25 protein-coding genes and 1 riboswitch are annotated in these 26,976 nt (G+C 63.2%); of the genes, 12 read left to right on the top strand and 13 right to left on the bottom strand.

From position 1 onward, the window contains the following. The first annotated feature begins 5 nt into the window (after window positions 1–5). On the top strand, window positions 6–1,385 hold the full coding sequence (locus LPW39_RS11155) for a PepSY-associated TM helix domain-containing protein (RefSeq protein ID WP_230774644.1): 1,380 nt from the start codon (window positions 6–8) through the stop codon (window positions 1,383–1,385). Window positions 1,386–1,459: 74 nt separating this feature from the next. Here LPW39_RS11155 and LPW39_RS11160 read toward each other — a convergent pair whose 3' ends face one another. Continuing rightward, window positions 1,460–2,674: a sugar transporter gene (locus tag LPW39_RS11160; RefSeq protein ID WP_230774646.1), complete on the bottom strand. Its 1,215-nt coding sequence runs from the start codon at window positions 2,672–2,674 to the stop codon at window positions 1,460–1,462. 114 nt (window positions 2,675–2,788) lie between these two features. Further along, on the bottom strand, window positions 2,789–3,310 hold the full coding sequence (locus tag LPW39_RS11165) for a 6,7-dimethyl-8-ribityllumazine synthase (protein WP_230774648.1): 522 nt from the start codon (window positions 3,308–3,310) through the stop codon (window positions 2,789–2,791). Window positions 3,311–3,400: 90 nt separating this feature from the next. Beyond that, a riboswitch (FMN riboswitch) is annotated at window positions 3,401–3,558 on the bottom strand. 217 nt (window positions 3,559–3,775) lie between these two features. On the opposite strand from LPW39_RS11165, the gene LPW39_RS11170 reads away from it, so the two are divergent. Then, a complete protein-coding gene (locus tag LPW39_RS11170; RefSeq protein ID WP_230774650.1) occupies window positions 3,776–4,309 on the top strand; it encodes a methylated-DNA--[protein]-cysteine S-methyltransferase in 534 nt (177 codons plus the stop codon). Between the two features lie 38 nt (window positions 4,310–4,347). Here the strand turns inward: LPW39_RS11170 and LPW39_RS11175 are convergent, their stop codons facing one another. Continuing rightward, window positions 4,348–5,478, bottom strand: a complete 1,131-nt coding sequence (locus LPW39_RS11175; RefSeq protein ID WP_230774652.1) for a branched-chain amino acid ABC transporter substrate-binding protein — start codon at window positions 5,476–5,478, stop codon at window positions 4,348–4,350. Window positions 5,479–6,012: 534 nt separating this feature from the next. Between LPW39_RS11175 and LPW39_RS11180 the strand changes: the two genes are divergently transcribed. The 3 genes from LPW39_RS11180 to LPW39_RS11190 are packed head-to-tail and all read left to right on the top strand — an operon-like array spanning window position 6,013 to window position 7,821. Next, entirely contained in the window at window positions 6,013–6,504 is a 492-nt protein-coding gene (locus tag LPW39_RS11180; RefSeq protein WP_230774654.1) for a hypothetical protein, read from the top strand. A gap of 57 nt (window positions 6,505–6,561) precedes the next feature. Continuing rightward, on the top strand, window positions 6,562–7,014 hold the full coding sequence (locus tag LPW39_RS11185; RefSeq protein ID WP_230774656.1) for a hypothetical protein: 453 nt from the start codon (window positions 6,562–6,564) through the stop codon (window positions 7,012–7,014). Window positions 7,015–7,056: 42 nt separating this feature from the next. Continuing rightward, the gene (locus tag LPW39_RS11190) at window positions 7,057–7,821 is read left to right on the top strand and encodes a DUF4124 domain-containing protein (RefSeq protein WP_230774657.1); all 765 of its coding nucleotides are present in this window, start codon (window positions 7,057–7,059) and stop codon (window positions 7,819–7,821) included. 18 nt (window positions 7,822–7,839) lie between these two features. Here LPW39_RS11190 and LPW39_RS11195 read toward each other — a convergent pair whose 3' ends face one another. Then, a complete protein-coding gene (locus tag LPW39_RS11195; protein ID WP_230774659.1) occupies window positions 7,840–8,850 on the bottom strand; it encodes an NAD-dependent epimerase/dehydratase family protein in 1,011 nt (336 codons plus the stop codon). Between the two features lie 194 nt (window positions 8,851–9,044). Between LPW39_RS11195 and LPW39_RS11200 the strand changes: the two genes are divergently transcribed. Both LPW39_RS11200 and LPW39_RS11205 read left to right on the top strand, forming a co-directional pair. Continuing rightward, complete coding sequence (locus LPW39_RS11200) at window positions 9,045–10,100, top strand: CDP-6-deoxy-delta-3,4-glucoseen reductase (protein ID WP_230774661.1); 1,056 nt, start codon at window positions 9,045–9,047, stop codon at window positions 10,098–10,100. Window positions 10,101–10,390: 290 nt separating this feature from the next. After that, window positions 10,391–11,359, top strand: coding sequence for a Bug family tripartite tricarboxylate transporter substrate binding protein (locus LPW39_RS11205; protein WP_230774663.1), 969 nt, complete (start codon window positions 10,391–10,393; stop codon window positions 11,357–11,359). Between the two features lie 97 nt (window positions 11,360–11,456). On the opposite strand, the gene folK is transcribed toward LPW39_RS11205, so the two are convergent. From folK to hda, 4 genes are read right to left on the bottom strand one after another with little or no spacing between them, the layout of a single operon-like run. Continuing rightward, window positions 11,457–12,008: a 2-amino-4-hydroxy-6-hydroxymethyldihydropteridine diphosphokinase gene (gene folK / locus LPW39_RS11210; protein WP_269075812.1), complete on the bottom strand. Its 552-nt coding sequence runs from the start codon at window positions 12,006–12,008 to the stop codon at window positions 11,457–11,459. Next, window positions 11,998–13,614 carry a polynucleotide adenylyltransferase PcnB gene (gene pcnB / locus LPW39_RS11215; RefSeq protein WP_230774671.1) on the bottom strand — a complete coding sequence of 539 codons (1,617 nt, stop codon included), beginning with the start codon at window positions 13,612–13,614 and terminating at the stop codon, window positions 11,998–12,000. Before pcnB ends, folK begins: the two co-directional genes overlap by 11 nt. Next, on the bottom strand, window positions 13,611–14,309 hold the full coding sequence (locus tag LPW39_RS11220) for a histidinol-phosphatase (protein WP_230774673.1): 699 nt from the start codon (window positions 14,307–14,309) through the stop codon (window positions 13,611–13,613). Before LPW39_RS11220 ends, pcnB begins: the two co-directional genes overlap by 4 nt. Before the next feature lie 32 nt (window positions 14,310–14,341). After that, window positions 14,342–15,037, bottom strand: a complete 696-nt coding sequence (gene hda / locus LPW39_RS11225; protein ID WP_230774675.1) for a DnaA regulatory inactivator Hda — start codon at window positions 15,035–15,037, stop codon at window positions 14,342–14,344. Between the two features lie 410 nt (window positions 15,038–15,447). On the opposite strand from hda, the gene purM reads away from it, so the two are divergent. Together purM and LPW39_RS11235 are read left to right on the top strand one after the other, a co-directional pair. Further along, window positions 15,448–16,497, top strand: a complete 1,050-nt coding sequence (gene purM / locus LPW39_RS11230) for a phosphoribosylformylglycinamidine cyclo-ligase (RefSeq protein WP_230774677.1) — start codon at window positions 15,448–15,450, stop codon at window positions 16,495–16,497. Between the two features lie 168 nt (window positions 16,498–16,665). Further along, complete coding sequence (locus tag LPW39_RS11235) at window positions 16,666–17,712, top strand: AI-2E family transporter (RefSeq protein ID WP_230775467.1); 1,047 nt, start codon at window positions 16,666–16,668, stop codon at window positions 17,710–17,712. A 308-nt stretch (window positions 17,713–18,020) separates the two neighbouring features. Here the strand turns inward: LPW39_RS11235 and ppk2 are convergent, their stop codons facing one another. The 3 genes from ppk2 to murJ all read right to left on the bottom strand — a co-directional run bounded on the left by ppk2 (window position 18,021) and on the right by murJ (window position 21,646). Then, entirely contained in the window at window positions 18,021–18,893 is an 873-nt protein-coding gene (gene ppk2, locus LPW39_RS11240; protein ID WP_230774679.1) for a polyphosphate kinase 2, read from the bottom strand. Window positions 18,894–19,011: 118 nt separating this feature from the next. Next, window positions 19,012–19,860 carry a SirB1 family protein gene (locus tag LPW39_RS11245; protein ID WP_230774681.1) on the bottom strand — a complete coding sequence of 283 codons (849 nt, stop codon included), beginning with the start codon at window positions 19,858–19,860 and terminating at the stop codon, window positions 19,012–19,014. Window positions 19,861–20,080: 220 nt separating this feature from the next. Beyond that, complete coding sequence (gene murJ / locus LPW39_RS11250; protein ID WP_230774683.1) at window positions 20,081–21,646, bottom strand: murein biosynthesis integral membrane protein MurJ; 1,566 nt, start codon at window positions 21,644–21,646, stop codon at window positions 20,081–20,083. Between the two features lie 117 nt (window positions 21,647–21,763). On the opposite strand from murJ, the gene rpsT reads away from it, so the two are divergent. Then, window positions 21,764–22,060, top strand: a complete 297-nt coding sequence (gene rpsT / locus LPW39_RS11255; protein WP_021025539.1) for a 30S ribosomal protein S20 — start codon at window positions 21,764–21,766, stop codon at window positions 22,058–22,060. A gap of 245 nt (window positions 22,061–22,305) precedes the next feature. On the opposite strand, the gene LPW39_RS11260 is transcribed toward rpsT, so the two are convergent. Continuing rightward, the gene (locus tag LPW39_RS11260; protein ID WP_133857884.1) at window positions 22,306–22,677 is read right to left on the bottom strand and encodes a DUF3579 domain-containing protein; all 372 of its coding nucleotides are present in this window, start codon (window positions 22,675–22,677) and stop codon (window positions 22,306–22,308) included. Between the two features lie 373 nt (window positions 22,678–23,050). On the opposite strand from LPW39_RS11260, the gene LPW39_RS11265 reads away from it, so the two are divergent. Both LPW39_RS11265 and argF read left to right on the top strand, forming a co-directional pair. After that, on the top strand, window positions 23,051–24,253 hold the full coding sequence (locus LPW39_RS11265) for an aspartate aminotransferase family protein (protein ID WP_230774685.1): 1,203 nt from the start codon (window positions 23,051–23,053) through the stop codon (window positions 24,251–24,253). A 17-nt stretch (window positions 24,254–24,270) separates the two neighbouring features. Further along, on the top strand, window positions 24,271–25,191 hold the full coding sequence (argF, locus tag LPW39_RS11270; RefSeq protein ID WP_230774687.1) for an ornithine carbamoyltransferase: 921 nt from the start codon (window positions 24,271–24,273) through the stop codon (window positions 25,189–25,191). Between the two features lie 133 nt (window positions 25,192–25,324). On the opposite strand, the gene ahpF is transcribed toward argF, so the two are convergent. Further along, on the bottom strand, window positions 25,325–26,896 hold the full coding sequence (gene ahpF, locus LPW39_RS11275; protein ID WP_230774689.1) for an alkyl hydroperoxide reductase subunit F: 1,572 nt from the start codon (window positions 26,894–26,896) through the stop codon (window positions 25,325–25,327). Between the last annotated feature and the right edge of the window lie 80 nt (window positions 26,897–26,976).

Here is a 26,976-nt window from a genome sequence, read left to right on the forward strand (position 1 = left end):
TCCTCATGCCTCCCTCCTCCCGCAAAACCTGGCAGTTGCTGATCCGCAGACTGCATCTCTACATCGGCCTGCTGGTCGCGCCCTTCATCACCGTGGCCGCCGCGACCGGCCTGCTGTATGCGCTGACACCCCAGCTGGAAAACCAGCTCTACCGCAGCGCGCTGCAGGCCGAATCGGCGCCAGGCGCCCAGGCACAGCCGCTGTCGGCCCAGGTGCAAGCGGCCTTGCAGGCCCTGCCCACTCCGGCTGCCGTGGTCGCTGTGCGCCCGGCGCCCGATAGCCGCAGCAGTACCCGTGTGATGGTGGCCGATGCGGCGCTGGGCCCCTCGGAGTACCGCAGCCTCTTTGTGAACCCTTACAGCCTGGCGCTGCAGGGCGATTTGACGGTCTATGGCACCAGCGGCGTGCTGCCGCTGCGCAAGCAGCTCGATCTGCTGCACCGCCAGCTGCTGATGGGCGAATGGGGCCGTACCTACAGCGAACTGGCGGCCTCCTGGCTGTGGGTGGCGGCGCTGGGTGGTGTAGCACTGTGGTGGCTGTCGCGCCCACAGCGGGCTGGCGCCCAGGTGGCTCATGCGCCGCTGCGCCGCTGGCACCATGGCTTGGGTCTATGGCTGCTGGTGGGCCTGCTGTTTCTGTCGGCCACGGGCCTGACCTGGTCGCGCTGGGCCGGTGGCCATTTTGGCCAGGCGCTGCAGCAGATGGGCTGGCAAACGCCGCGTTTGAACACCAGCCTGGGTACGGATGACAGCAGTGCCCATGCCCACCACCAGCCCGCCGACCCGCATGCGGACCACGCAGAGCACCAGGCCGCGCCCATGACCGGTATGGCGGGCATGGCAGGTATGGCGCCCATGCCGCAGGACTTTGACAGTGTGCTGGCGATCGCCCGCGAGCATGGCCTGGCATCCGCCAAGCTGGAGATCCGGCCGCCAGTTGCCGCCAACAAGGCCTGGACGGTGACGGAGATCAACCGTTCCTGGCCCACCGAAGTGGATGCGCTGGCCATTGACCTGGCGCAGGGCCAGGTACTGGACCACAACCGCTTCAGCGACTACCCGCTGGCCTCCAAGCTGACACGCTGGGGCATTGACCTGCACATGGGCAGCTGGGGTGTGCTGAACCAGGTGGTGCTGGTGCTGCTGGGCGCCGGCATGGTGGCGATGGCAGTGACCGGCTGGCTGCAGTGGCGCAAGCGCCCAGGCCGCAGCCGCGAATGGCTGCATGGCCAGCTGACCCTGATCCACCAATGGCGCCAGTTGCCGTGTGTTTCAGCGTTGGCTCTGTTGCTGGTGGCAGCCGCCTTGGGCTGGTTGCTGCCGGTGCTGGGCTGCAGCCTGTTGGCACTGCTGGCGCTGGATGCCTGGATCTACCTGCGCCGATAGGCCAAAAAAATGCCCGGCACAGAGGTAGTGCCGGGCAGGTGAATAGCGCTGACTTGCGGGCGCTGGCTTGCCGCTCAGTGCGGCACAATGCGCGCCTCGGCGCCTGCAGGGGCAAAGCTGCTGCGCCACTTCCAGCCGGCATAGGCACACCACAGCACACCCAGCACGGCAATGCTGCCGCCAACCGGGCCCAGGTAGTGCAGGCCGGCATGCATGCCCACCTGGCTGCCCAGCAAGGCGCCGGCACCAATGCCGATATTGAAGATGCCCGAGAACAGCGACATGCCCACATCGGTGGCATCCGAGGCTAGGCGCAGCACCTTGGCCTGCAGCGGCAGCACCATGCACAGCATGACGACCCCCCAGACGGCGCAGACCAGGTACAGCGCAGGCGGCCAGCGCGTGCTGGGCAGCAGCAACCACAGGCAAGCGGTCAGCACGGCCATCGCACCCAGCAAAAAGCCGCGCGGCCAGCGCATGCCAAAGCTGCTGAACAAGATGCTGCCGACAACGCCCATGCCGCCGTACAGCAGCAGCACCCAGGTGGTGACCTGGTTGTTCAGCCCCGCCTCACGCTGGATCAGTGGCTCGATATAGCTGTAGACGGTGAACTGGGACGTCACCATCAAGATCAGCAAGGCATAGGTGGCCGACAGCGCCGGGCGCTTGAACAGCACGGGAATGCTGCGCAGCGAACCGGCATTCTCGCTAGGCAGCAAGGGCAGCATGCGCCACAGCACCAGCATGACGGCCAGCGCCAGCACGCCGATGATGCCAAAGGTGGTGCGCCAGCCCAGCGCCTCACCCACCATGCGGCCCAAAGGCACGCCCAGCACCATCGCCAAGGTGGTGCCGGTGGCCAGCAGGCCCAGTGCCTGCGGGCGCTTGTCTTGCGGTGCAATGCGCACCGCCAAGGATGCGGTGATCGACCAGAAGACCGCATGCGCCAGCGCAATGCCCATGCGGCTGATCAGCAAGGTGGCGTAGTTCCAGGCCACGGCCGACAGGCCATGGCTCACGATGAACAGCGCAAACACGCCCATCAGCAGCTTGCGGCGCTCGACGTTCTTGGTCATCAGCATGCAGGGCAGCGAGGTGAGCGCGACGATCCAGGCATAGATGGTCAGCATCAGGCCGACCTGCTCGGTGCCCATGCCAAAGCTGCCACCAATGTCGCTGAGCAGGCCCACTGGTACAAACTCGGTGGTGTTGAAAACAAAAGCGCCCATGGCCAGGGCGATCACGCCGAGCCAGGCCTGGCGGCGGGTCAAAGATGCGGAATCGGTCATTGCAATAAAAAAAGCCGCAACTCCAAAGCGGAGAGCGGCTAGCCAGTGTGCCAAAAAACAGTTACCGGCCCATGATACTCAGGGAAAACCCTTTTATCAGGAATGGAGCCCGCTTCAGGCTGCCAAGGTTTGCGGTTGCAGCTGCTGCAATTGCTGCTCTTCCAGCTTGCGGTGCAGTTGCACGGTGGTGGCGCAGGCGCGGGCCAGCTCGACGCCCTTCTTCACAAAATGCTGGTGGAAGAAGTCATGGTGCTCTTGCGAGTCATGGAAGTCGCGCGGCGTCAGCACGGCCGAGAACACGGGCACGCCGGTGTCCAGCTGCACGCGCATCAGGCCATCGATCACCGCGGTGGTCACAAACTCATGGCGGTAGATGCCGCCGTTGACCACCAGGCCGCAGGCCATCAGACCGGCGTATTGGCCGCTTTGCGCCAGGCGCTTGAGCAGCAGGGGGATCTCGAAGGCGCCGGGCACATCGTAGAGGTCGATCTGGTCGGCGCGCCAGCCTTGTTGCGCCAGCTCGGCGATCGCGGCATCGCGCGCCTGGTGCACGATGTCCGAATGCCATTGCGCACTGACAATCGCCAGGCGTGCGGCCTTGTTGATGGAGTAAGAAATGCTGGAATGCTGATTCATGGTTTTGCTGTCCTTCAATGACCTGAATCAGGGCGCGCGCAAGCCCATGGCTGCACCCCGCGCACAGGCGCAGGAGGCGGCGAAGCTTTGCGCGATTCTCTTTCATCCGGACTGTGACCGTCGGCTCTGGCATCGCACCAGATCTGCTGACCTTGCGTGGCCGTAGGCCTTGCAAGCGCTCGCGGGCTCCTGGCTGCTAGAAGCCAGATACCGCCGGTGGGGAATTGCACCCCGCCCTGAGAATAACGCTGAGCCGCTGCTGGCAAGGCCCTGAAGGGACCCCGCCTGCTGCAGCTCGCCGGCCGATTGTAGAGGGGCTGGGATACAAACACCGTCACCCAGGTTTTTGATGCGCAGGAAACTTGTTATGGATCTAGTGCTACAGATTTCTCTGCCCGCATTCGGTACAGCGCCAGCGCTCTACACTGCGGTAGCCACGCGCCCCATCCATTCCCCGTCCCCACCATGGCCCCGCTGAACTTCCTGCTCTCCCACCTCCCCAGCCCACAAGGCGGCATCCTGCTGCTCTGCGATGAGCAGCAGCGCCTGCGCGCGCTGGACTGGCAGGGCTATGAAGCGCGCATGGCCTTGTTGATGCGCCGCCAGTACCCGCGCGATGCCGTGCAAATGCACAGCAGCACGGCTGTGCCAGCGCCGGTAGCCAATGCACTGGCCGCGTATTTTGATGGCGAGCTGCAGGCGCTCGATGGCCTGGAACTGGCGCTGGGCGGCACCGATTTTCAGCGCCAGGTCTGGACCGCATTGCGCGCCATCCCCGCAGGCAGCACGCGCAGCTATGCGAGCCTGGCCGCGCAGATCGGGCGGCCGGCAGCGGTGCGGGCGCTGGGCATGGCCAATGGCGCCAACCCCATCAGCATCGTGCTGCCCTGCCACCGGGTCATCGGCAGCGATGCATCGCTCACGGGCTATGCCGGGGGCCTGGCGCGCAAGCAGTGGCTGCTGGCGCATGAAGCCCGGCACAGCAAAAAGCCCGCCTAGGCGGGCTTGGGGCTGTCGGTCAGCACCAGTTCGGCAGATTACTCACCGATCGGGGTCTTCTTGCCTTCGATGTAGTGGCTCAGGGTGTACAGAGGCACCTTCAGCTCGCCGTTTTCCTGGAAGGCAATCTTCGCGGTCACGCCGTTGTACTCGGACTTGCGCAGCTCAGGCAGGTACTTCTTGGGATCGGTGGAATCGGCACGCTTCATCGCGTCGACGATCAGCATGGTCGCGTCATAGAAGTATGGGCTGTAGACCTGGAACACGCCAGGGTTCTTGGCATCGTAGCGCTTCTTCCATTCCGTGCCGCCAGGCATCTTGGCCAGCGATGCACCGCCGTCGGCGCAGACCACATTGCCCAAGGTCTTGGTGCCGGTGGCCAGCTTGGCCAGCTCGGCCGTGCAGATACCGTCGCCACCGAAGAACTTCACATTGGTCATGCCCAGTTGCACCATCTGGCGCAGCATGGGGCCGGCTTGCGCATCCATGCCGCCGTAGAAGATCGCATCGGGCTTCTTGGCCTTGATGGAGGTCAGGATGGCCATGAAGTCGGTGGCCTTGTCGTTGGTGAACTCGGAAGCGACAATGTTCACACCCTTGGCGCCAGCGTCCTTCTTGAACACATTGGCCAGGCCTTGGCCGTAGGCGGTGCGGTCGTCGATCACGGCCACGTTCTTCAGCTTCAGGGTGTCGGCCGCATAGCCTGCCAACGCAGCGCCCAGCGCGTTGTCGTTGGCGATGATGCGGAAAACGCCTGGGTAGCCAGGGCGGGTCAGCTCAGGGTTGGTGGCCGCGCCGGTGATGAAGGGCACACCGCAGTCGTTGAAGATCTTGGCCGAGGGAATCGCCACGCCCGAGTTCAGGATACCGGCGACCGCCGCCACCTTGTCATCGCAGAGCTTTTGCGCAGCAGCCGTGCCTTGCTTGGGGTCTGCCGCATCGTCTTCGGCCACCACTTCGAACTTGATCTTCTTGCCACCGATGGTCACGCTCTGGGTGTTGAGGTCTTCCACCGCAAAACGCACGCCCGTGACGTTGTCTTTGCCATAGTGCGCCTGAGGACCGGACAGCGGGCTCATCGTACCGATCTTCACCACCTCTTGTGCGCTTGCAGCCACGGCCATACCGGCCACCACCAGGGCCACTGCAGCCTTGATACTTTTATCCATTGCGTCGTACTCCATCAAAAGCGTCTGTTAAGCGCCACCGGACCGGCATGTGCGGCCCTGCCCACTTGTAATGGAGGCCGCTCATCCGGTACATCATCGAACTCGATAGCGTGAGTGAGATTTTTTATCTACCCGGGCCTACGACGGTATTAGGACAAGTCCTGTAAAAATAGCGACACAGTAGGTTTGAAATCGCATATAAGCGCCAGCGCGCAACGCATTCCAGCGATTGCTGCATTGCATCAACCGGAACGCAATTACCCGGAAAAGGTCTAACTTACCGATACCGACCAATACGGACATTGACAACGAACAAAAGGCTGTCTCCTGCATACGACGCCTGCGATGTCTGTAAAGATTGGAAAAACACAGCATGGCTGTGCTGCCGCCGTCAACCCCCGAGGCCGGAAAAACGTCTTTACATACATGGGGCCATGTATCCGGGATTTGAGGGAGTAACGGTTAGCATTGGGAATCGTGATTGCTGGCCCCATGGCATCAGCGATGCCACCACACAACCAAAAAGGCTCGAATATGAATCATCGTCATCTGCTCAGCATTGCCACCATCGCGTTCAGCGCGCTGGCCACGACCGGCTGCGTTGCCACCGGCAGCGACGGCTACTACAGCGATTCGAGCTACGGCAGCTATGGCGGCGGTTATGGCTATGGTTACCAGCAGCCTTCGCAAACCATTTATGTGCAGGACCGCTACAACGACGACCGCTATTACCGCGACCGTGAACGTGACCGCGACCGTGCAGCCCGCGAGCGCGAAGCGCGTGAACGCGAGCGTGACCGGGACCGCGATCGCCAGGCCCGTGAGCGCGACCGCGACCAGCGCGCCCGTGACGAAGACCGCCGCCGCGCACTGGAGCGCCAGGCACAGGACCGCGAACGCCAAAACCGCGAGCGTGACCGCAACCGCTTTGGCGAGAGCCGTCACCAGCAGGAATGCGCAGCGGCTGCGCGCCAGAATGCGGCCGGCAGCGACAATGTGCTGACCCCCAGCCGCCCCTGCCGCTAATGGGCTGACCAGCCCGCGTGCCCAGCGCGCGGACGTTTTCAACAAGGAGTTTTCACCATGCGTACCATTCGTCTCGGCACGATGGTCATCGCTGCGGCCAGCGCCCTGCTCTTGGGCGGCTGCGTGGTCGCGCCCGCAGACGGCGTGTACTACGGCGATGCCTATTCGACCTATTCCACCCCCAGCTATGGCTATGGCGGTTATGGCTATGGCTACAACAGCTATCCCTACTACGGCAGCAGCTCGCTGGTGATCCAGAGCTCTCCGACCTATGTGTATGGCGGTGGCCGGCCCTATTACCGCCCAGGTGGCGGCTACTACCGCCCCGGCGGTGGCTATGATCGCCCCGGCCATGGCGGCAGCAGCCGCCCACCACCATCGCGCCCACAGCAACTGGCGCCCGGCACCGGTTCCAATTTTGGCCGTCCCATTGGCTCGGGTCCGCGCCCAGCTGCCCCTGCTTCGCGCCCTAATGGCAGCCGCTTTGGCGGGCAGTTCCAGCCGCGTTAACACCTAGATCACACCACCCCGGCAGCCACTTCCATGCGCGCCATGCCACGCCCCCATCTGCCCAGCCTTCGGTTTGCCGCCTGGCTGGGTTTGTGCTGTGCTTGCGCGCTGGCGGCGTCCATGGCCCATGCCCAGGTCATCCGCTGTGTAGATCCGGGCACCGGCAAGGTGACCTACACCGATGGCGCCTGTGCCAGCGGCGCCAGCGCGACCGAGATCGAGCGCCGCAAAACTGACGAGGAACTGGCCCAGGACCGCGCCCGCGAGCAGGAAGCGCTGCAGGCCAAGGCCGAGCGGCGCCAGCAGGAGCTGACCCAGCGCAAGCTGCAGGCCGATGAACGGGCCGAGGATTCGGCGCAACGGGCCGCCAACCGCCCCGCTCGCGGCAACCCTGCACAGTCAGCCGCCTGCCTGCAATCGCGCGAGCGCTACGGCGCCGCATCCGATGAGGCGGCCGACAAAACCATGGGCAGCAACGCCCGGCTCGATGCGGCCAAACGCCAGATGGAGCTCGACTGCATGGGCCCCGAGGCCTATAGCCGCCTGGAGGCCAGCCGTCCCGCCCCGACTGCGGTACTGCCCGCCGATTCCTATTGGGACGGCTACCCGTACCGCCCAAATCGCCCCCGCCCGCCGGCGCCACCACCGGCCCCCGCGCCCAGCATCAGCCGCTGCGATGTGTTCAAGTGCATCGATACGCAAGGCTATTCGCACCCCCGTGGCCAGATTGGCGAGATCGCTCGGCCACCAAGCCCCGGCGCCAACCCGCGCAGTTGCCGCAGCCAGGGCGGCACGGCGCCCTGCTAGCCGGGCTTCGGCCAAGGATCAAGCGTCCGGGCCCGTCGCAGTGCCCGGCCCCACCAGGTACACCGCGGCCTGCAAGCCGTGGTGTACCGTCTGGTAGCGCAGCACCAAACCCAGCTCCTGCCGCATCCGGGTATTGCTCAAGCGCCGCGACTCGCGCATGAAACTCAGCAAGGTGGGGCTCAGTTGCTGCTCGGCCTCAGCCAGGCTGATGCGTGCGGGATGCGGCAGGCGCCATAGGTCAGCAGCCAGGTCAAAATAATCGCCCATCGGCATGGCTGAGTCATCGGCCACATTGGTGATGCGCTGGGGCATGCCACGCCACAGCGCCCGCACCACGGCGCGCGCCAGGTCATCGGCATGGATGTGGCTGGTGTAGACATCGTCCTCGCGCCGCAGCAGTGGCGTGCCGCGCTGCAGCCGCCCCAGCGGGGTGCCGCCCTCGCGGTCGCCCGCATAGATGCCGGGGATGCGTAGCACATGCACGGCAGCGCCGCTGGCCACAAAGCGCCGTGCCCAGGCGCGCAGCTGGCGCTCGGCATCGACCCGGCGCAGCGCCCGGGCGGTGCTGGCGCGCAGCGGATGGGTTTCCGTGACCCAGGCACCGTCCCAGTTGCCATAGACACCGCTGGTGGAGCCGTACACCAGCTGCGGCGCCTGGCCCGCGCGGCAAACCAGTGCTTGCAGCAGATGGCGTGTGCGCAGGTCGCGCGAGGCCAGCGCGGACGGCGTTCCCGCTGCGGGCTGTGCCGGTGGCGCCAGATGCACCACGCGCTGGGCCAGGCCCGCCAGCCGGCGCAGGCTGCGCGGCTCGTCCAGATTGCCCAGCAACGGCGTAGCACCCAGGGCACGCAGGCTGTCAAAGCGCTGCGGCGATGAACTGAGCGCCCGCACCAGCGGGCCGCGCGCCGCATGCGCTTGCTGGCCTGGCCGCTGCCACAGCCGCAGCACCCGCTGGCCGACATCGCCGCAGCCCACGATCAGCACCCGCTGGCGCCGAAAACGCGCTGGCAAAGCCTGGCCAGCTGCCATGGCGCAGCGCTGTCGGGGCCCGCTTCGCGGGCTTTGGTTTAAAGGCACAATAAGCTTTCGTGGTTCACATCGGCGGGGCACACGCTGCAGTCTAGCGTCTCATGCGGCTTGCAAATGGCCGTTCGCCCCCCATTTATGCAAGCCCAGGCGCAGATGAGCGCCATTGTTTTGTGTCGATAAGGAATTTTGGTGCAATGAGCTCTTCGTCCAGCGCGTTTCAAATTTCGGTCCTGCCCAGCGGACGCGCATTTGCCACCCAGGCCTCGGAAGCCATCCTCACCGCAGCCATCCGCAGCGGCGTGGGCCTGCCCTATGGCTGCAAGGATGGCGCCTGCAGCTCCTGCAAATGCAAGAAGCTCAGCGGCACCGTCGTGCATGGTCCCCACAGCGAACGTGCGCTGAGCCCCCAGGAAGAGGCCGATGGCATGATCCTGCCGTGCTGCGCCGTGCCCACCAGCGATGTGGTGATCGAGTCGCGCCATGTCACTGATGAAAGTGCCTTTCCGATCAAGAAAATGCCGGTGCGCGTGCAGACCATCGAGCGCCTGTCGCCCGATGTCGTCAAGCTGCGCCTGCAACTGCCGGCTGCCGACAGCTTTCGCTACCACGCCGGTCAGTACATCGAGTTCCTGCTGGCTGGCGGCATGCGCCGCGCCTATTCGATGGCGGTCGCGCCGCACCACCAGGACAGCGCGCCTGGCTTGGAGTTGCATATTCGCCACACACCCGGCGGTCTTTTTACCGACCACGTGTTTGGTGCGATGAAGGAGCGCGAGATCCTGCGCATTGAAGGCCCGTTCGGCAGCTTCTTCCTGCATGAGGGCGACAAACCGATGGTCTTTCTGGCCTCGGGCACCGGCTTTGCGCCCATCAAGGCGCTTGTCGAACATCTGCAGCACCACGACATCCAGCGCCCGGTGGTGGTGTACTGGGGCGGCAGGCGCCCGCAAGACCTGTATATGCACGACTGGATGCTGGCGCGCAGCGCCGAGATGCCCCAGCTGCGCTATGTACCGGTGGTGTCGAACGCGCTGGCAGAAGACGCCTGGCAAGGCCGCAGCGGCTTTGTGCACCAGGCCGTGCTCGATGATTTTGCCGACCTGTCGGGCCACGAGGTCTATGCCTGTGGCGCCCCGATTGTGGTCGATTCCGCCCGTGCCAGCTTCACCAGCCAGCGCGGCCTGCCGGAAGACGCCTTCTTTGCCGATGCCTTCGTGACCGAGGCTGACAAGCAAAACCAGATCGTATGAACGGCGCCGCCGCACAAGGTCTGACATGGCGCAATCGCGCCCCTGTCCGACTGCCGCGTCACAGCAGCTACACGGTCCAGCCGCTACACTAGAAAGTTTGGAGCCGCTAACACATCCCTTGGTCGCTGGTTGCCCCGTCTTGGTCTACCTTTTTACGGCCCAGGACTGGGCGCCCAGCCTCCAACGCAAACCATCGGTTGGCAAGGCTGTGCTGGCGGCACTCAGGGGGTAGTGCCTGCCTATCACGGGCGCTGCGTCGTTATTCACTCTCCTCAAGAAGATACACAAGCATGCAACGCAGAAATATCCTGCTATCCACCCTCCTGGCGGCCGCCGCCCTCGCAGCACCTGCCGCATTTGCAGAACCTGTGATCCGCCTGGTGGTGCCCTATGCACCCGGTGGTCCACTGGATGTCACCTCGCGCATTCTGGCTGAGCGTGTCCGCGACCAACTGGGCACCGTGGTAATCGACAACAAGGCAGGCGCCGGCGGCAACATCGGTGCCGACATTGTGGCCAAGGCTGCGCCGGACGGCCTGACCATCGGCCTGTCGGCCACGGCCACGCATGCCGTCAATCCCTGGCTCTATACCAAGATGCCTTTCAACGCCGCCAAGGATTTCACCGCCATTACCCAGATGGTGCGCGTGCCCAATGTGCTGGTGATGAACACCGAGCGCGCCAAGGCGCTGCAGATCAGCAATGTGCAGGACCTCATTGCCTATGCCAAGAAGAACCCGGGCAAGCTCAATTTCGGCAGCGGCGGCAATGGCAGCTCGGGCCACCTGGCCGGCGAGATGATGAAACGCCAGGCCGGCATTTTTGCCGTGCACGTGCCCTACCGTGGCGCCAACCCGGCCCAGCTGGCCCTGCTGTCGGGCGAGGTGGATTTCAACATCGACAACCTGGCGGCCGCCTCGGCCAACATCCACAGTGGCAAGCTCACCGCACTGGCCGTCACCAGCCTGCACGCCAGCCCCATGCTGCCCGGCGTGCCGCCACTGGCTGACACGCTCAAGGGCTTTGAGATCGACACCTGGTGGGGCCTGGTGGCTCCGGCCAACACGCCTCCCGATGTGATCAACCGCCTCAACAAGGCCTTCACCGATGCGCTGAAGGACCCCACTACCAAGACCCGCTTTGCCAGCCTGATGGCCGAACCCGTGCCCACCACGCCGGCCGAGTTTGACAAGTTCATGGCCTCCGAGCGCAACAAGTACGAATCGGTGGTCAAGCTCTCTGGCGCCAAGGTCGACTAAGCGCCACGCTGCGAATCCGTAGCGCCCAGCAAGAAGCCCCGCCAGCGTGCAGCTGCGGGGCTTTGTTCTTGTGGCGCGGTATCTCTCTCTCGCCGGCTCAGCGCCACCAGTCCGGCCCTTGGCTGCGCTGCACACCCTGCGCCAAAAGCGGCTGCAGCTGTGCCTCGCTGACCCAGGCCGGCGCCAGCTCTCGCAAGGGTGCCAGCACAAAGGCGCGCTGCCACATGCGCGGATGGGGAACCTGGAGGTTGGGAATCTCAATCGACGTGCCGATGTCTGCATAGAGCAGCACATCCAGGTCCAGGGTGCGCGGGGCATTGCGGTAGGGGCGCTCGCGGCCGGCTTCTAGCTCCAGTTGCTGCAGCAGGTGCAACAGCTGCTGTGCCGACAGCGATGTGCGCAACTCGGCCACGGCATTCAGGTAGTCGGGCCCGCTGGAATCCACCGGCCGGCTGCTGTACAGCGACGAGACCGCTTGCACGGCCACACCCGCGCTGCCCGCCAACTGCTGCAAGGCCTGCGCCATCGCAGCACCCCGGTCGCCCAAATTGGCACCCAGGCCTATCCAGGCGCGCAAGCTCTGCCCGGCGGGCGGTGCGGCATCACCATTGGCCAAGGGCTGCGCCTGGCCCAGCGCGTCAGTCGCCATGGGCGGCTGCATCACCACCATTGCCGCCACCTGCTGCACCGCCGGCATCACCCGCACCGGGTTTGCGGCGGCGGCGGCGGCGCTTCTTGGCCGGCGCATCTCCATGGGCTTCTCTGTCGCTGTCCATCGCCTGCTGAGCCACCTGGTCCAGGCTGGAGCCCTCTTGGGCCTCCGTGGCGGCGGCGGGCTTTCTAGGCGCGCGCTTGGGCTTGGGCGCGCCTGCCTTGGGCTTGGCCCGCTGCTCTTCACGCACCTGGGCAATCAGGTCTTCGCGGCGGGCCTCATCGGCCTGCTGGAACTCCTGCCACCAGTTGGCCAGCGCTTCGTCCACCTCGCCCACATCGGCGCGCAGACGCAGAAAATCGAAACCAGCGCGGAAGCGCGCCTGTGCGATCATGCCGAACGGCGTGCTGCCGGTGCGCTTTTCAAAGCGCGGCTGCATCACCCAGATTTCGCGCATATCAGCGGCGAGCTTGCCCCGGCCGGAGACATCGCCGATGCGGTGGTTGAAGACATCGTCGATCGCATCCTGCAGCGCCGGGTGCGGGTGCTCGCCCTTGAGCATGCGCTTGTCCCAGCCCGCTTTCACGTCCTGCCACAGCACGCAGGCGAGCAAGAAGCTTGGCGCCACGCTCTTGCCTTCGGCCACGCGGCGGTCGGTGTCCATCAGCGCGGCCTGCACAAAAGGCAGGTCGGCGCGGTCCACCACCACATCCAGCAGCGGGTAAATGCCCTTGGCCAGGCCCAGCAGGCGCAGCTGCTCGATCGAGGCCAGCGAATGGCCTGTCTGCAAGAGCTTGAGCATCTCGTCAAACATGCGGCTTTGCGGCACTTCCTGCAGCAGCTGGGCGCATTCGACCAGGGGCTTGGCGGTCTTGGGGTCGAGCGTGAAGCCCTTCTTGCTGAGCTTGGCGGCAAAGCGTACGGCGCGGATGATGCGCACCGGGTCTTCGCGGTAGCGCGTGGCCGGGTCACCAATCATGCGCAGCACATGCTTTTGCGAGTCGCGGATGCCCTTGTGGTAGTCCACCACGATCTGGGTCTGCGGGTCGTAGTACATGGCGTTGACGGTGAAGTCGCGCCGTGCCGCATCCTCGTTCTGGGGGCCCCAGACGTTGTCGCGCAGCACGCGGCCGCTCTCGTCCACCGCCAGCTTCATGCCGGCCAGTGCGGCCTTGCTGGTTTTCTCGTTGCCCTGCACCTGCTCGGCCTTGGAGCTGTCCAGGAAAGCGCGGAAGGTGGTGACTTCGATGACCTCGTTCTCGCGGCCACGGCCATAGACCACGTGCACGATGCGAAAGCGGCGGCCGATGATGAAGGCACGGCGGAAAAGGCTCTTGACCTGCTCGGGCGTGGCATTGGTGGCCACGTCAAAATCCTTGGGGCGCAGGCCCAGCAGCAGATCGCGCACCGCGCCGCCGACGATATAGGCCTCGAAGCCCGCTTCCTTCAAGGTGCTGCAGACATCCAGCGCCCGGCGGTCCACCAGCTTGGGATCGATGTTGTGCACATCGACGCCCACTTCCTCGCGCTTGCCGAAGGGATTCTTGGTCTTGCTGGCGGCAGTTGCCTTGCCCAGCAATTTATCGATGATGGTCTTGATCATGCGTGTGGCTCCAGCAGGTCCAGGATGCGCCAGCCGCGTTCTGTCGCCAGTTGGCGCAGGCGGTCGTCAGGGTTGGTGGCCACCGGCGTGTTGACTTTCTCCAGCAGCGGCACGTCGTTCATCGAGTCGCTGTAGAAGATGCTGTCCACGCTGTCCCAGCTCAGGCCGCGTTCGGCCATCCAGGCTTCCATGCGGGTGACCTTGCCAGCGCGCATCGTGGGTACGCCATCGATCTCGCCGGTGATCCAGCCCGAGGCATCGCGCGCCAGGTTGACGGCCAGCAGGTGGTCCACACCCAAGGCCTTGGCAATCGGGCGGGTCACGAACTCATTGGTGGCGGTGACGATCACGATGGTGTCACCCGCATCACGGTGCTGCTGCAGCAGTGCCAGCGCGGCCGGCTGGATATGCGGCGTGATGACTTCCTGCATGAACACGCGGTGCGCCTCATCGGCGGCCTGCGGGCCCAGCTTGCGAATGGCCTCGGTGGCAAAACGCACATAGGCATGGATATCGAGCGTGCCTTTTTGGTAATCGGCAAAAAAGGCTGCATTGCGGCTGCCAAACTCCTGCTTGTCGCACCAGCCCTTGCGCAAGGTGAACTCCCCCCATTCGTAATCCGAATCGAGCGGCAGCAACGTGTGGTCCAGGTCAAAAAGCGCAAGCCTTGTGCTTGTGCCAGCAGAGTTATTCATTCAAAAAATCTCGGTTGTTGCTGTAAGACCATTTATTCCGTCTCCAGCATGTCCTTGAGCAAGGGGATCGTCAGACCCCTTTTATTGCGCAAGGCAAAATTGTCCAGGTGGTCCAACAGCTGCATCAGGCTGCCCAAATCGCGTGAGAAGCGCTTGAGCATGTAATCCATCACATCGTCGGTCAATACCAGGCCACGTCGTTTGGCTTCATCCTTGAGCACATCCCTGCGCTGCGCTTCGCTGAGCAGGTGCAGCTGGTAGATCTCGCCCCAGCCCAGCCGGGTGCGCAAGTCGTCGCGCAGTTTCAGGTCCGAAGGCGGCACATCGCCCGCCGCCAGCACCCAGCGCCGCGCACCCGTGGCCGGGCTGGTGGCGTTGACGAACCAGTTGAAGGCCGCTGCCTGCTGCACCGGGTTGTAGAACTGCACCTCGTCCAGGATCACGGCCGACCAGCGCTCGTTGAAGGCACTGGGAAAGCGGGTGCTCGCATCGAGCCAGCCCACCGGCGCGCCCTGCTCACGCAAGGCTTCGGCCACCGCGCGCAGCACATAGGTCTTGCCGCAGCCCATCTCGCCCCAGAGGTAAGTCGGCACGGTGGAGCGCGGCGTGTCCCAGGTCTCATTGACCTGGGCATGCAGATGCGCGAGTGCCGCCTGGTTGGAGCCCGCAAAAAACCGGTTCAGGCTTGGCGCTGGCGCCAAACCCAGGTCCAAAGCCATTTGCTTCATGCGCCAACTCCTATCCGCGCCCAGGCCCGCCGTGCATGAGGCACTGCGTTGTCGGACATCAGATAAAAGGAAATCTCACGCATGGCTGCGTTCAATACAAGAAAGCGTTCGGTCTGGTTGGCGCGATGCGCGCCAACTTGGGGCGCCCCTGCTCGTCATGCAGTGGCCAGGGCCCTACATGCAAACCCGTTGATTTTAGTCGGTAGTAACGGCCGTGTGACACAAAAGGCCACTGCGCCGCATTTATGCATGAAATCGGCCACAAAGCAGGCCGCCAAATGTGCGCTCTGGCGGTAACAGTGCATAGCGGACGGGCATTCTGCCCCCTCGGGTATGGCTTGCGACATAAAATCGACGTTTCTGGCCCCCGTTGGGTCAGCTTGTCAGCTTTATTGCCTTTGTAGTCCCTCATGAGCTCTTCCAATTCCTCCACCCCCCTTTCGTACAAAGACGCTGGCGTTGATATTGACGCAGGCGACGCGCTGGTCGAGCGCATCAAGCCCCTGGCCAAGAAAACCATGCGCGAAGGCGTGATGGCGGGTATCGGTGGTTTTGGCGCGCTGTTTGAAGTGCCCAAGCGCTACAAGGAGCCAGTACTGGTGTCGGGCACGGACGGCGTGGGCACCAAGCTGCGCCTGGCTTTTGAGTGGAATATGCATGACACCGTGGGCATCGATCTGGTGGCCATGAGCGTCAACGACGTGCTGGTGCAAGGCGCCGAGCCCCTGTTCTTCCTCGACTACTTTGCCTGCGGCAAGCTGGATGTGGACACGGCAGCGGCCGTGGTCGGCGGTATCGCCAAAGGCTGCGAGCTGTCGGGCTGCGCACTGATTGGTGGTGAAACCGCCGAGATGCCCGGCATGTACCCGGATGGCGAATACGACCTGGCCGGCTTTGCAGTTGGCGCGGTCGAGAAAAGCAAGATCCTGACCGGCCAGAACGTGCAAGCCGGTGACGTGGTGCTGGGCCTGGCCTCGCACGGCGTGCATTCCAATGGCTTCTCGCTGGTGCGCAAGTGCATCGAACGCGCTGAAAGCCAAGGCGGCCTGCCCGAAACCCTGGACGGCAAGCCCTTCAAGAACGCCATCATGGAGCCCACGCGCCTCTATGTGCTCAACGTACTGAAGGTGCTGGCTTCGCAGCCCATCAAGGCGCTGGCCCACATCACCGGTGGCGGCCTGCTGGAAAACATCCCCCGCGTGCTGCCTGAAGGCCTGGGCGCACAGCTGGTCAAGGGCAGCTGGCCCCAGACCGAGCTGTTTGCCTGGCTGCAAAAGACCGCTGGCATCGACGACATCGAGATGAACCGCACGTTCAACAACGGTATCGGCATGGTGGTGGTGGTTCCTGCTGACAGCGAAAAGGCGGTCAAGGACGCTTTCTCTGCACTTGGTGAACAAGTGTGGACGATTGGCAGCATCGGCCCCCGTGGCGCAGAGGCTGCAGTCACGGTACGCTAAGCTTACCCGTCGGGCAGGCGCGCACCACGCCGTCTGCCCAGCGCGCAGCAAGGGCCAGCTCCTGGCCCTCCGACTCGCTCAGCTGGATGGCCTACCATGCAACCGGATTCCGCAAAGCCCTCGTCCACTAGCCCCGCAGCCGCCCAACCGGCCAGTGGCGCTGCGGACATGCCGCATGTCTGGCGGCCGCCTCCTGCGCATTGGGGCGTCAGGGTGGCATCCTATGTGTTGATGGCTTCGGCGTTGCTGCTGATCATGCTCAATGGTCTGCTGGTGGGCCTGCTGGCCGCCTGCGCCGGCTACACCTTCACCTTGTTTCTGGTGCACAAGATCCGCGAGTTGAGCCGCCTGCCAACCTCGCTGAACACGCCCCCGCCGCTGTGGATGGAATACCTGTCCGTCACCATCGTGCTCGTGGTTCCGGTGGTGCTGGTCACCATTGGCCTGATCCATTCCCAGGGCTATCTGCTCAATGCGCCGCAACAGTACCGCGAGATGCTGGTATCGATGGCCAAGACCCTGCTGGACCTGCGCAGCAAGCTGCCACCCGAGCTGGCCAATGTGCTGCCCGATGGCGTGCAGGACCTGCAGCAAAGGGCTGCCGAGTACCTGGGCACCAAGGCAGGCGCCATCGCCAACATGGGCCGGCTCTGGCTCACCGGCCTGCTCTATGTGTTTGTGGGCCTGTTGATTGGTGCGCTGGCCGCCGTGCGCCACAGCCGCCATTCCCACGCCCCCCTGGCTTACCAGCTGCAGTTGCGCGTGCAGCGCTTTGGCGATGCCTTCCGCCAGATTGTCGCGGCCCAGTTCTGGATTGCACTGTTCAACACGGTGCTGACCGCCATCTTCCTGCTGGGCATCCTGCCGCTGATCAATATGCGCCTGCCCTACAGCGGCGCGCTCATCATGCTGACCTTTTTTGGCGGCCTGATTCCCATTGTCGGCAACCTGGTCTGCAATGCCGTCATCACCACGGTCGGCCTGTCGGTCTCCCCGCTCACCGCCGTGGCCTGCCTGGCGTTCCTGGTGCTGATCCACAAGGCTGAGTACCTGATCAATGCCAAGGTTGTTGGCGCCAAGACGCATATGGGCGTCTGGGAGCTGCTGTCGGTGATGTTTGTGGCCGAAGCCATTTTTGGCCCTGCCGGGCTGGTGGCTGCGCCGCTCTTTTACGCCTATCTGAAAAAAGAGCTGTTTGCGGCGCGGCTGATCTGACACCTGCCTCTTTGGCGCTGCACCCTCAGGCGGGGTGCAGATGCCCGTCACGCCACCCTCTTTGCTGCAAGCACCGCACCACACATCTTCAAGCGCCCCACGTGCAAGAGATGCAGCTGGACAGATGCCTCACCTCGACACAGCTTCGCCGCCTGCTGGCTCCTCCTACCGTACGCGGATCGGCCGCCTTCCCACAACCCAGCCTTCGCTGCCCCATGGGCGCGCTGCCAGCATCAGTACAATACGGGCGTAAAAAAACCTCGGCGATCAAACCGAGGCTCTTTGAATTGAATGATCCGAAATCTTAATTAATAGACTTCTGGAACATACATGGAAGCAGGCACGGGCAGGCGGCTGTAGTCCGGATGGCGGACCCGGTCGGGCAGCACCACATTCTCATGGTCCACATCGCTGTAAGGCACCTGGGCCAAGAAGTGCGCAATGCAGTTCAAACGCGCCTTTTTCTTGTCATCGGCATGCACCAGCCACCAGGGCGCTTCAGGGATGTGGGTGCGCTCCAGCATCACCTCCTTGGCCTTGGTGTACTCTTCCCAGCGCACGCGGCTTTGCAGGTCCATCGGGGAGAGCTTCCACTGCTTGAGGGGGTCATGGATACGGCCCAGGAATCGCAGGTGCTGCTCTTCATCGCTGATCGAGAACCAGTACTTGACCAGCAAGATGCCCGAGCGGACGAGCATCTTCTCAAACTCGGGCACGGTGCGGAAGAATTCTTCGTACTGGTCGTTGGTGCAAAAGCCCATGACTTTCTCGACGCCAGCGCGGTTGTACCAGCTGCGGTCAAACAGCACGATCTCACCGGCAGCTGGCAGGTGCGCCACATAGCGCTGGAAGTACCACTGCGTGCGCTCACGGTCGTTGGGCGCCGGCAAGGCGGCCACGCGCACCACACGGGGGTTGAGACGCTGGGTGATGCGCTTGATCACACCGCCCTTGCCTGCGGCATCGCGCCCTTCGAACAGCACCACCACCTTCTGTCCGGTGTGCTGCACCCAGTCCTGCAGCTTGACCAGCTCACCCTGCAGCCTGAGAAGCTCGCGGAAATACTGGTAGTCATGCTCCGTCATGCCTGCAGCAAACGGCGCGCCCAGCAAGCCGTCTTCCATCTCCAGCTCCAGAGACTCGTCATAGTCATCCATCACGTCACGCGCAATCTTGTGCATGACGTCTTCAGGTGAAATTCCTAATCTATCTTTCATAGTGGCGCATCCCCAGTGCCGCTATCTTGCCGAATTTGTGTGACGACAGAATGACAGGAAAATGTCAAAACAACGTCATACGTTACATTCGTTGCAAATCTAACAAAGCCGCACGGATAGTGGCCGCATCCTCCGGATTGCCGGCATGGTTCAGGTAGGCCTGCAGGTCTTCGCGCGCACGGTCATGCACGCCCAGCTCTGCATAGGCCAGGCCACGGTCACGCAATTCGGTCCATTCGCTGGGCAGCAGGATCAGCAGCCGGTTTTGCACCTCGATCAGCTTGGACCAGTTCTTGTCGCTGCGGTAGATCTCCTTGAGGTTGGAGAGCATGCGCGCAATGATGTCGCGCGGACTGGCGGCCTGCAAATACAGGCCCAGCGGCACATCGTCTTCATCAACGCGGTGAAACGCCTTTTGCATGGGCTCCAGCATCTCGGCGAGCATGTTGCTGGAGAACGACTGGCCCGACAGCGGATCAAGCACAATCTGCCCTTCGGCCACGCTCACCTTGAGCAGAAAATGGCCTGGAAAACAGATGCCGTGCGCGGGCAGCTGCAAGGCCGATGCCAGCTCCAACCAGATGACCGCAAGCGACACGGGGATGCCGCGCCTGCGGTGCAACACGGCATTGAGGCAGCTGTTGTCCAGCGCATAGAAGTCATTGGGATTGCCTTGAAAACCCCAATCGGCGTAGAAACGGTGGTTAAGTGCCTTGAGCCGGGTCAGCGCGCTGCGGCTGCTGGCATCGCGGCTTTCCATCAGTTGGCCCAGCAGTTGATCGACTTCGTTCAGAACCTGCTGGGTGTCCAGTTGGGGGTATTCGATGCAGGCCACGGCAGCGGCGGCTTCGAGCAGCGGAAAACCATCATCGCTGCTAACCAGCGATTCAAAATGCTCCAACGGTGTGGGGATAGAAAAGCGGAAGTCCATACACATCCCAACTGCAGCGCCGCCGCATACATCGCTGGCACATTCGGGCGCTGCCTGTGCCATGACGCCATGTATAGCACGAGACAGCCCCGAATGCAGGGGCTGTAGGACACAATTGTGCAAAAGCTGCGTAAATATGCTGGCTATCCCCAGGAATCTCCCTAGGAACTATTGCCGAGCTACCGCTACAACTGCGCCTGCAGTTAGCGCTCAAAAACGCTCAGCGGCGCAGCAGGTTGCGCAGCTTCATGCCTGACAAGGCCAGCACGCCAAAGTACAGCAGCGCAGCGCCGGCCATCCACAGCGCCAGCAGTCCCACTCGCTCCAGGCGGTGCGCCCCCATCGCCACCCAGTCGGTCATCTGCGCGCCCCAGGCCAGGAAGATGCCCAACAGCGCCACCGCCAGCGAGACCCGGGCCAGGAAGATCCACCAGCCTGGCTTGGGCTGGAAGCTGCCGCGCCGGATCAGGCCCACCAGCAGCCACAGCGCATTGATGACAGCGCCCAGACCGATCGACAAGGCCAGGCCGGTATGGGCCATGGTCGGCACCAGCACCAGGTTCAACAGCTGCGTCAGCACCAGCACACAGATGGCAATCTTCACCGGCGTGCGGATGTCCTGGCTGGCATAAAAGCCGGGCGCCAGCACCTTGATGGCCACCATGGCCAGCAGGCCCACGCCATAGCCTTGCAGCGCCAGTGCAATCTGGCCCACATCCGAGCCCTTGAGCGCGCCGTAGTGGAACAGCACCGCCACCAAGGGCTTGGCAAACAGCAGCAAACCAGCCGCACAAGGTGCCGCCAGCAGCACCACGATGCGCAGGCCCCAGTCCAGCATGGCGCCATAGCGCTCGTCATCGCCCGCCGCCTTGGCCGACGACAGCTGCGGCGTCAGCACCACACCCAGCGCCACGCCCAACAAGGCAGTGGGGAACTCCATCAGCCGGTCGGCATAGAACAGCCAGGTCACGCTACCTGGTGCCAGGTAGGACGCGATCTGGGTGTTGATCATCAGCGAGATCTGGGCCACGCCCACGCCCAGCAAGGCGGGCGCCATCAGCGACAGGATGCGGCGTACCCCGGCATCGGCCCAGGCCTGCCTGATGACCGAGGGCCGGCACGAGATGCGCGGCAGCATGCCGATGCGGCGCAGCGCCGGAAACTGCACCACCAGCTGCAGCACGCCACCGGCCATCACGCCGATGGCCATGCCGTAGATGGGTTCCAGCCCATGGCTGCGCATCCAGGGCGTCAGCGCCAAGGCAGCCACAATCATGCTGACATTGAGCAGCACCGGCGTGAAGGCCGGCACGATAAAGCGCTTCCAGGTATTTAGCACACCAGCCGCCAATGCCACCAGCGACATGAAGCCGATATAGGGAAACATCCAGCGCGTCATCAGCACGGCCGCGTCATAGCTGTGCGGGTTCTGCCGCAGACCGCTGGCCAGCAGCCAGACCAGCACGGGTGCTGCGACCACGCCCACTACACAGGTCAGCGCCAGAATCCAGAACAGCACCGTGGCCACGCTGTGCACCAGGGTACGGGTGCGCTCCTCGCCTTCCTTGGTCAGGGTGGTGGCCAGCACCGGCACAAAGGCCTGGCTGAATGCCCCTTCTGCAAACAAGCGCCGGAACAGATTGGGAATGCGGAACGCTACATTGAATGCGTCGGTCAACGCGCTGGCACCAAACATGGTGGCCATCAGCAGGTCGCGGGCAAGCCCTGTGATACGCGAGAGCAGCGTAAACAGGGAGACGGTGGAGGCAGCTTTGAACAGTGACACCCGGGCAGTGTAGCTGCGCCGCTGGCGGGAAAATGCCGGATATCTGGATTTCTGAGTAAAGAGCGGCTATAATGCCCGATTCACTGAAAACATCCGCAGACTCAAAGGACACTCATCATGGCATCTAAGCCAGTCAAGAAAAACCCCCGTTTGGCATCCGGCCGCAAGCGCGCCCGCCAAACCATCAAGCTGAACGCCGCCAACACCTCGCTGCGTTCCAAGTACCGTACCGCCATCAAGAACGTGGAAAAGGCTGTTGCTGCTGGCGACAAGACCAAGGCCACCGAACTGTTTGCCAAGGCGCAATCCGTGCTGGACACGATTGCCGACAAGGGCATCTTCCACAAGAACAAGGCTGCTCGCGATAAGAGCCGCATTGCTGCCAAGGTCAAGGCCCTGGCACTGGCCGCCTAAGCCCATTAGGCAATCGCACGGGCAGGATCCCCTGCCCGCCGTTTGTAACGGGTGCGCTCTCAGTGAACTAAAAAGCCGTCGCAAGACGGCTTTTTTCGTTGTGTCGACCGATTCTTAGCAGCGCTGGATGGGCTCAGACAACAAAGCCAGATCCAAGCATCGCGCCCATCAAGCACGCGATGCACACATGGCGCCTGGAAAGCACCCGGCCAGCCAACACCCACCCGCAAAAAAGGCCTGAAAACTCAGGCCTTGGTGGTGGTGTTGCCAGTGCTGCTGGCCGGACTGGCCGGATCGCCAGGCTTGGCCGGCGCCTCCGGAATCAGGCAGGCATCTGTGGTCTGCAGTCCGTTGTCGCGCGCAAAGTTCATCACAAAGTCCCAGGCCATCGGCTCATGGACCTGCAGCTCGCGCTTGACGATCACGCATTTGGCGCCGTTCATTGTCGTGGGAACGCACCAGGGCGAATAACCCAGATGGCCACCACGGCGCATGCCTCCCGGACGAAACTGGCTCATCACCCCCGCCAGACGCTCCGCCCAGTCGCTGGGGCGAAAGGTCTTCCCATTCTGGGTCAGGCCCAGAATGAAAACTTCTTGAGATGTTGGAGAAACCATGGGGTGGAAGCCTCTGATAGACACCTGAGCACAGGATCACTGCCTCAGGCCAAACCCGTATTTTAACTCTTATATAAGAGATACGCACGCACAAGGCATAAGTTCAAAGCATCATCAGATGCATGACACGCATAACGTTGAATGGCTTGCAGAGGCCATTGGTGCAGATATGCCGAGGCCTACGCGTTACGTAGTCTAGCCTGCCGGTATTGGGCTGCACCTGCGCTCAGACTCCGCTGGGATTCTGTGATGCGCATTCTTCACTAGTCTGTCGCTACGCAGCCCCTAGAATGGGACTTCCGCTGGTGCCATGCCATAGGGGCATGGGGCTATGGCGGATTTTTTGATTCTGTTTCTTTTTCCGGAGATTTCCATGCAAGACACCGTCAAGCCTTCTGAGCCCCATGTGATGACTACCTATGGCCGCGTGCCGGTCGCACTGGAGCGAGGCCAGGGCGTGCGTGTGTGGGATGTCAACGGCAAGGAATACCTCGACGCGCTGGGCGGCATTGCGGTCAACACGCTGGGCCACAACCACGGCAAGCTGGTCGCTGCGCTGCACGACCAGATGACCAAGCTGATCCACACCAGCAACTACTACTATGTGCCCGGCCAGGAAAAGCTGGCGGCCCTGCTCGTCGAGCGCTCGAAGATGACCAATGTCTTCTTCTGCTCCACCGGTCTGGAGGCGAACGAGGCATCGATCAAGATCGCGCGCAAGTACGGCGTGGACAAGGGCATCGAAAAGCCCGTGATCGTCGTGTTCGACCATGCCTTCCATGGCCGCTCGATCGCCACGATGAGCGCCACCGCCAACCCCAAGGTGCGCAACGGCTTCGGCCCCCTGCTCGACGGCTTTCTGCGCGTGCCGGCCAATGACTTCGTCGCGTTGCAGGAAGCGACCGAAGGCAACCCCAATATCGTTGGTGTGATGATGGAGCCCATCCAGGGCGAAGGCGGCCTGCACCCGATGCGCGCTGAGTTCATGAAGCAGGTGCGTGAACTCTGCGATGCCAAGGACTGGCTGTTCATCGTTGATGAAATCCAGGCCGGCATGGGCCGCACCGGAAAGTGGTTTGCCCACCAATGGGCAGGCATCGTGCCCGATGTGATGTCGCTGGCCAAGGGCCTGGGCTCGGGCGTGCCGGTGGGCGCGGTCGTCGCCGGCCCCAAGGCGGCCAAGGTGCTGCAACCAGGCAACCATGGCACCACCTTTGGTGGCAACCCGCTGGCCATGCGTGCCGGTGTGGAAACCATCGCCATCATGGAAGAAGAAGGCTTGCTGGCCAACGCCACCCAGGTGGGCAATCACCTCAAGGCAGCGCTGAACCAGGCGCTCGCTGGCACGCCCGGCTTTGTCGAGGTGCGCGGCCAGGGGCTGATGATCGGCGTGGAGCTCAACAAGCCCTGCGGCGAGCTGATCACGCGCGGCGCGCAAGAAGCAGGCCTGCTGTTCAGCGTGACCGCCGACACGGTGATCCGTATCGTGCCACCGCTGATCCTGACCGAAGCCGAAGCCGATGAAATCGTCGCCAAGCTCGTACCGCTGGTCAAATCCTTCCTGGCGGGCCAATAAGGCCAGAAAAGAACGCAATGAAACACTATCTGCAATTCCAGGACTTCACGGCTGACGAATACGAATACCTGCTCAAGCGCGCGACGCTGATCAAGCAGAAGTTCAAGGGCTATGTGACCCACCATACCCTGGCCGACCGCACCTTGGCGATGATCTTCGAAAAGGCCAGCACCCGCACCCGCGTGAGCTTTGAAGCCGGCATGTACCAGCTGGGTGGATCGGTGGTCCACCTGACCACCGGCGACAGCCAGCTGGGCCGTGCCGAGCCCATCGAGGACAGCGCCCGCGTGATCAGCCGCATGACCGACCTGGTGATGATCCGCACCTTCGGCCAGGACAAGATCGAGCGCTTTGCAGCGCACTCGCGCGTGCCGGTCATCAATGGCCTGACCAACGAGTTCCACCCCTGCCAGATCCTGGCCGACATCTTCACCTTCATCGAGCACCGTGGCTCCATCCAGGGCAAGACCGTCGCCTGGGTGGGTGACGGCAACAACATGGCCAACACCTGGCTGCAGGCGGCCAACCTGCTGGGCTTCAAGGTGCATGTCAGCACGCCCAGCGGCTATGGCATCGATGAGCAACTGGCTTTCAGCGGCCGCCCCTACGACAAGGGCTGCTACCAGCTGTTCAGCGATCCGCAGGAGGCCTGCAAGGGCGCGGATCTGGTCACCACCGATGTGTGGACCAGCATGGGCTATGAAGAGGAAAACGAGAAGCGCAAGAAGGCCTTTGCCGACTGGTGCGTGGACCTCGACATGATGGCCGTCGCCAAGAAGGACGCCCTCTTCATGCACTGCCTGCCCGCCCACCGCGGCGAAGAGGTGCAGGCCGAGGTCATCGACGGCCCGCAGTCCGTCGTCTGGGACGAGGCCGAGAACCGCATGCATGTGCAGAAGGCTTTGATGGAGTACCTGCTCATCGGCAAGCAAGGCTAGGCGGCGTTAACACAATCCAGCGGCTGTTCATCGGCTGGCTGAGCCACCCCGGCCTCTCCAGATGTAGCAATGCCCCGGACCTTTCGGTATCGGGGCATTGTCATTTCAGCGCCTAACAGTCAAATCAGGCAGATCAGGCAGCAGGTGCCGTCGTGCGGATCAGGTGGTCAAACGCGCTCAGCGCGGCAGTCGCACCGGCACCTGCGGCAATCACGATCTGCTTGTACGGCACATTGGTGCAGTCACCGGCAGCGAACACGCCGGGCAGGTTGGTGTGGCCCTTGGCATCGATCTCGATCTCGCCAAACGGGGTCAGCTGCACGGTGCCCTTGAGCCAGCCGGTGTTGGGCAGCAGACCGATCTGCACAAAGATGCCTTCCAGCGCGACGGTCTTGATCTCGTCGTTCGTGCGGTCCTTGTAGGTCAGGCCCGTCACCTTCTTGCCGTCACCGTTCACTTCGGTGGTCTGCGCGTTCAGGATGACCGTCACATTGGGCAGGCTGCGCAGCTTGCGCTGCAGCACGGCGTCGGCCTTCAGCTCGGAGGCAAACTCCAGCAAGGTCACATGCTTGACCACGCCAGCCAGGTCAATCGCCGCCTCGACACCCGAGTTGCCACCACCGATCACCGCGACGGGCTTGCCCTTGAAGAGCGGGCCATCGCAATGCGGGCAGTAGGTCACGCCCTTGGTGCGGTAGGTATCCTCACCGGGCACATTCATGTTGCGCCAGCGCGCGCCAGTCGACAGGATCACCGTGCGGGCCTTGAGCTTGGCACCCGATTCGGTCTCGATCTCGATCAGGCCACCCTCTTGCGCTGCAGGCGTCAAGGACTTGGCGGTCTGCAGATTCATGATGTCGACCTCGTAGTCGCGGATATGGCTCTCCATCGCCGCTGCAAACTTGGGGCCATCGGTCTTGCTGACGGAGACGAAGTTCTCGATATCCACGGTGTCGAGCACCTGGCCACCCAGGCGTTCGGCCGCAATGCCGGTGCGGATGCCCTTGCGCGCTGCATAGATCGCAGCGGCTGCGCCAGCAGGGCCACCACCGACGATCAGCACATCAAAGGCCTCCTTGGCCGAAATCTTTTGCGCTTCGCGGGCTGCGGCTCCGGTATCCACCTTGGCGACAATCTCGGCCAGCTCCATGCGGCCCTGGCCAAAACGCTGGCCGTTGACGAACACGGTGGGCACGCCCATGATTTCGCGCTCTTGCACTTCCTTCTGGAACAGACCGCCATCGATCGCGGTGTGCGTGATTTTGGGGTTGAGCACGGACATCAGGTTGAGCGCCTGCACCACGTCCGGGCAGTTGTGGCAGGACAGCGAGTAGAAGGTCTCGAAGTGCAGTGGCGTATCAATGTTCTTGACCTGCTCGAGCAGCTCTGCCGATTCCTTCGATGGGTGACCACCCACCTGCAGCAGCGCCAGCACCAGCGAGGTGAATTCATGGCCCAGCGGCACGCCGGCGAAACGCACGCCGACATCGGTGCCGGGGTTGGTGATCAGGAACGAGGGCTTGCGCACATCGGCCGCGTTGTCCTCGACCACCGAAATCTTGTCGTTCAGCTCTTTGATATCTGCCAGCAGCTGGCGCACTTCCTTCGACTTGTCACCGTCGTCCAGGGTCGCCACCAGCTCGACAGGCTTGGTCAAGCGCTCCAGGTAGGCTTTCAATTGGGCTTTCATGGTGTTGTCGAGCATGGGACTTCCTTCAAACTTCTTATGCCAAGCCTCGATGGCTTGCAGCACTTTTCAAAAAACAAAGCCCGGGCGCCAGGCAC

Source organism: Comamonas koreensis (assembly GCF_021026195.1).
Classification (GTDB): domain Bacteria; phylum Pseudomonadota; class Gammaproteobacteria; order Burkholderiales; family Burkholderiaceae_C; genus Comamonas; species Comamonas koreensis.

Excerpts from the sequence above, each read along its gene's own strand:
- LPW39_RS11155 (WP_230774644.1), top strand. The coding sequence starts at position 6 with ATGCCTCCCTCCTCCCGCAAAACCTGGCAGTTGCTGATCCGCAGACTG.
- LPW39_RS11160 (WP_230774646.1), bottom strand. The coding sequence starts at position 2,674 with ATGACCGATTCCGCATCTTTGACCCGCCGCCAGGCCTGGCTCGGCGTG.
- LPW39_RS11165 (WP_230774648.1), bottom strand. The coding sequence starts at position 3,310 with ATGAATCAGCATTCCAGCATTTCTTACTCCATCAACAAGGCCGCACGC.
- LPW39_RS11170 (WP_230774650.1), top strand. The coding sequence starts at position 3,776 with ATGGCCCCGCTGAACTTCCTGCTCTCCCACCTCCCCAGCCCACAAGGC.
- LPW39_RS11175 (WP_230774652.1), bottom strand. The coding sequence starts at position 5,478 with ATGGATAAAAGTATCAAGGCTGCAGTGGCCCTGGTGGTGGCCGGTATG.
- LPW39_RS11180 (WP_230774654.1), top strand. The coding sequence starts at position 6,013 with ATGAATCATCGTCATCTGCTCAGCATTGCCACCATCGCGTTCAGCGCG.
- LPW39_RS11185 (WP_230774656.1), top strand. The coding sequence starts at position 6,562 with ATGCGTACCATTCGTCTCGGCACGATGGTCATCGCTGCGGCCAGCGCC.
- LPW39_RS11190 (WP_230774657.1), top strand. The coding sequence starts at position 7,057 with ATGCCACGCCCCCATCTGCCCAGCCTTCGGTTTGCCGCCTGGCTGGGT.
- LPW39_RS11195 (WP_230774659.1), bottom strand. The coding sequence starts at position 8,850 with ATGGCAGCTGGCCAGGCTTTGCCAGCGCGTTTTCGGCGCCAGCGGGTG.
- LPW39_RS11200 (WP_230774661.1), top strand. The coding sequence starts at position 9,045 with ATGAGCTCTTCGTCCAGCGCGTTTCAAATTTCGGTCCTGCCCAGCGGA.
- LPW39_RS11205 (WP_230774663.1), top strand. The coding sequence starts at position 10,391 with ATGCAACGCAGAAATATCCTGCTATCCACCCTCCTGGCGGCCGCCGCC.
- folK (WP_269075812.1), bottom strand. The coding sequence starts at position 12,008 with ATGGCGACTGACGCGCTGGGCCAGGCGCAGCCCTTGGCCAATGGTGAT.
- pcnB (WP_230774671.1), bottom strand. The coding sequence starts at position 13,614 with ATGATCAAGACCATCATCGATAAATTGCTGGGCAAGGCAACTGCCGCC.
- LPW39_RS11220 (WP_230774673.1), bottom strand. The coding sequence starts at position 14,309 with ATGAATAACTCTGCTGGCACAAGCACAAGGCTTGCGCTTTTTGACCTG.
- hda (WP_230774675.1), bottom strand. The coding sequence starts at position 15,037 with ATGAAGCAAATGGCTTTGGACCTGGGTTTGGCGCCAGCGCCAAGCCTG.
- purM (WP_230774677.1), top strand. The coding sequence starts at position 15,448 with ATGAGCTCTTCCAATTCCTCCACCCCCCTTTCGTACAAAGACGCTGGC.
- LPW39_RS11235 (WP_230775467.1), top strand. The coding sequence starts at position 16,666 with ATGCCGCATGTCTGGCGGCCGCCTCCTGCGCATTGGGGCGTCAGGGTG.
- ppk2 (WP_230774679.1), bottom strand. The coding sequence starts at position 18,893 with ATGCACAAGATTGCGCGTGACGTGATGGATGACTATGACGAGTCTCTG.
- LPW39_RS11245 (WP_230774681.1), bottom strand. The coding sequence starts at position 19,860 with ATGGACTTCCGCTTTTCTATCCCCACACCGTTGGAGCATTTTGAATCG.
- rpsT (WP_021025539.1), top strand. The coding sequence starts at position 21,764 with ATGGCATCTAAGCCAGTCAAGAAAAACCCCCGTTTGGCATCCGGCCGC.
- LPW39_RS11260 (WP_133857884.1), bottom strand. The coding sequence starts at position 22,677 with ATGGTTTCTCCAACATCTCAAGAAGTTTTCATTCTGGGCCTGACCCAG.
- LPW39_RS11265 (WP_230774685.1), top strand. The coding sequence starts at position 23,051 with ATGCAAGACACCGTCAAGCCTTCTGAGCCCCATGTGATGACTACCTAT.
- argF (WP_230774687.1), top strand. The coding sequence starts at position 24,271 with ATGAAACACTATCTGCAATTCCAGGACTTCACGGCTGACGAATACGAA.
- ahpF (WP_230774689.1), bottom strand. The coding sequence starts at position 26,896 with ATGCTCGACAACACCATGAAAGCCCAATTGAAAGCCTACCTGGAGCGC.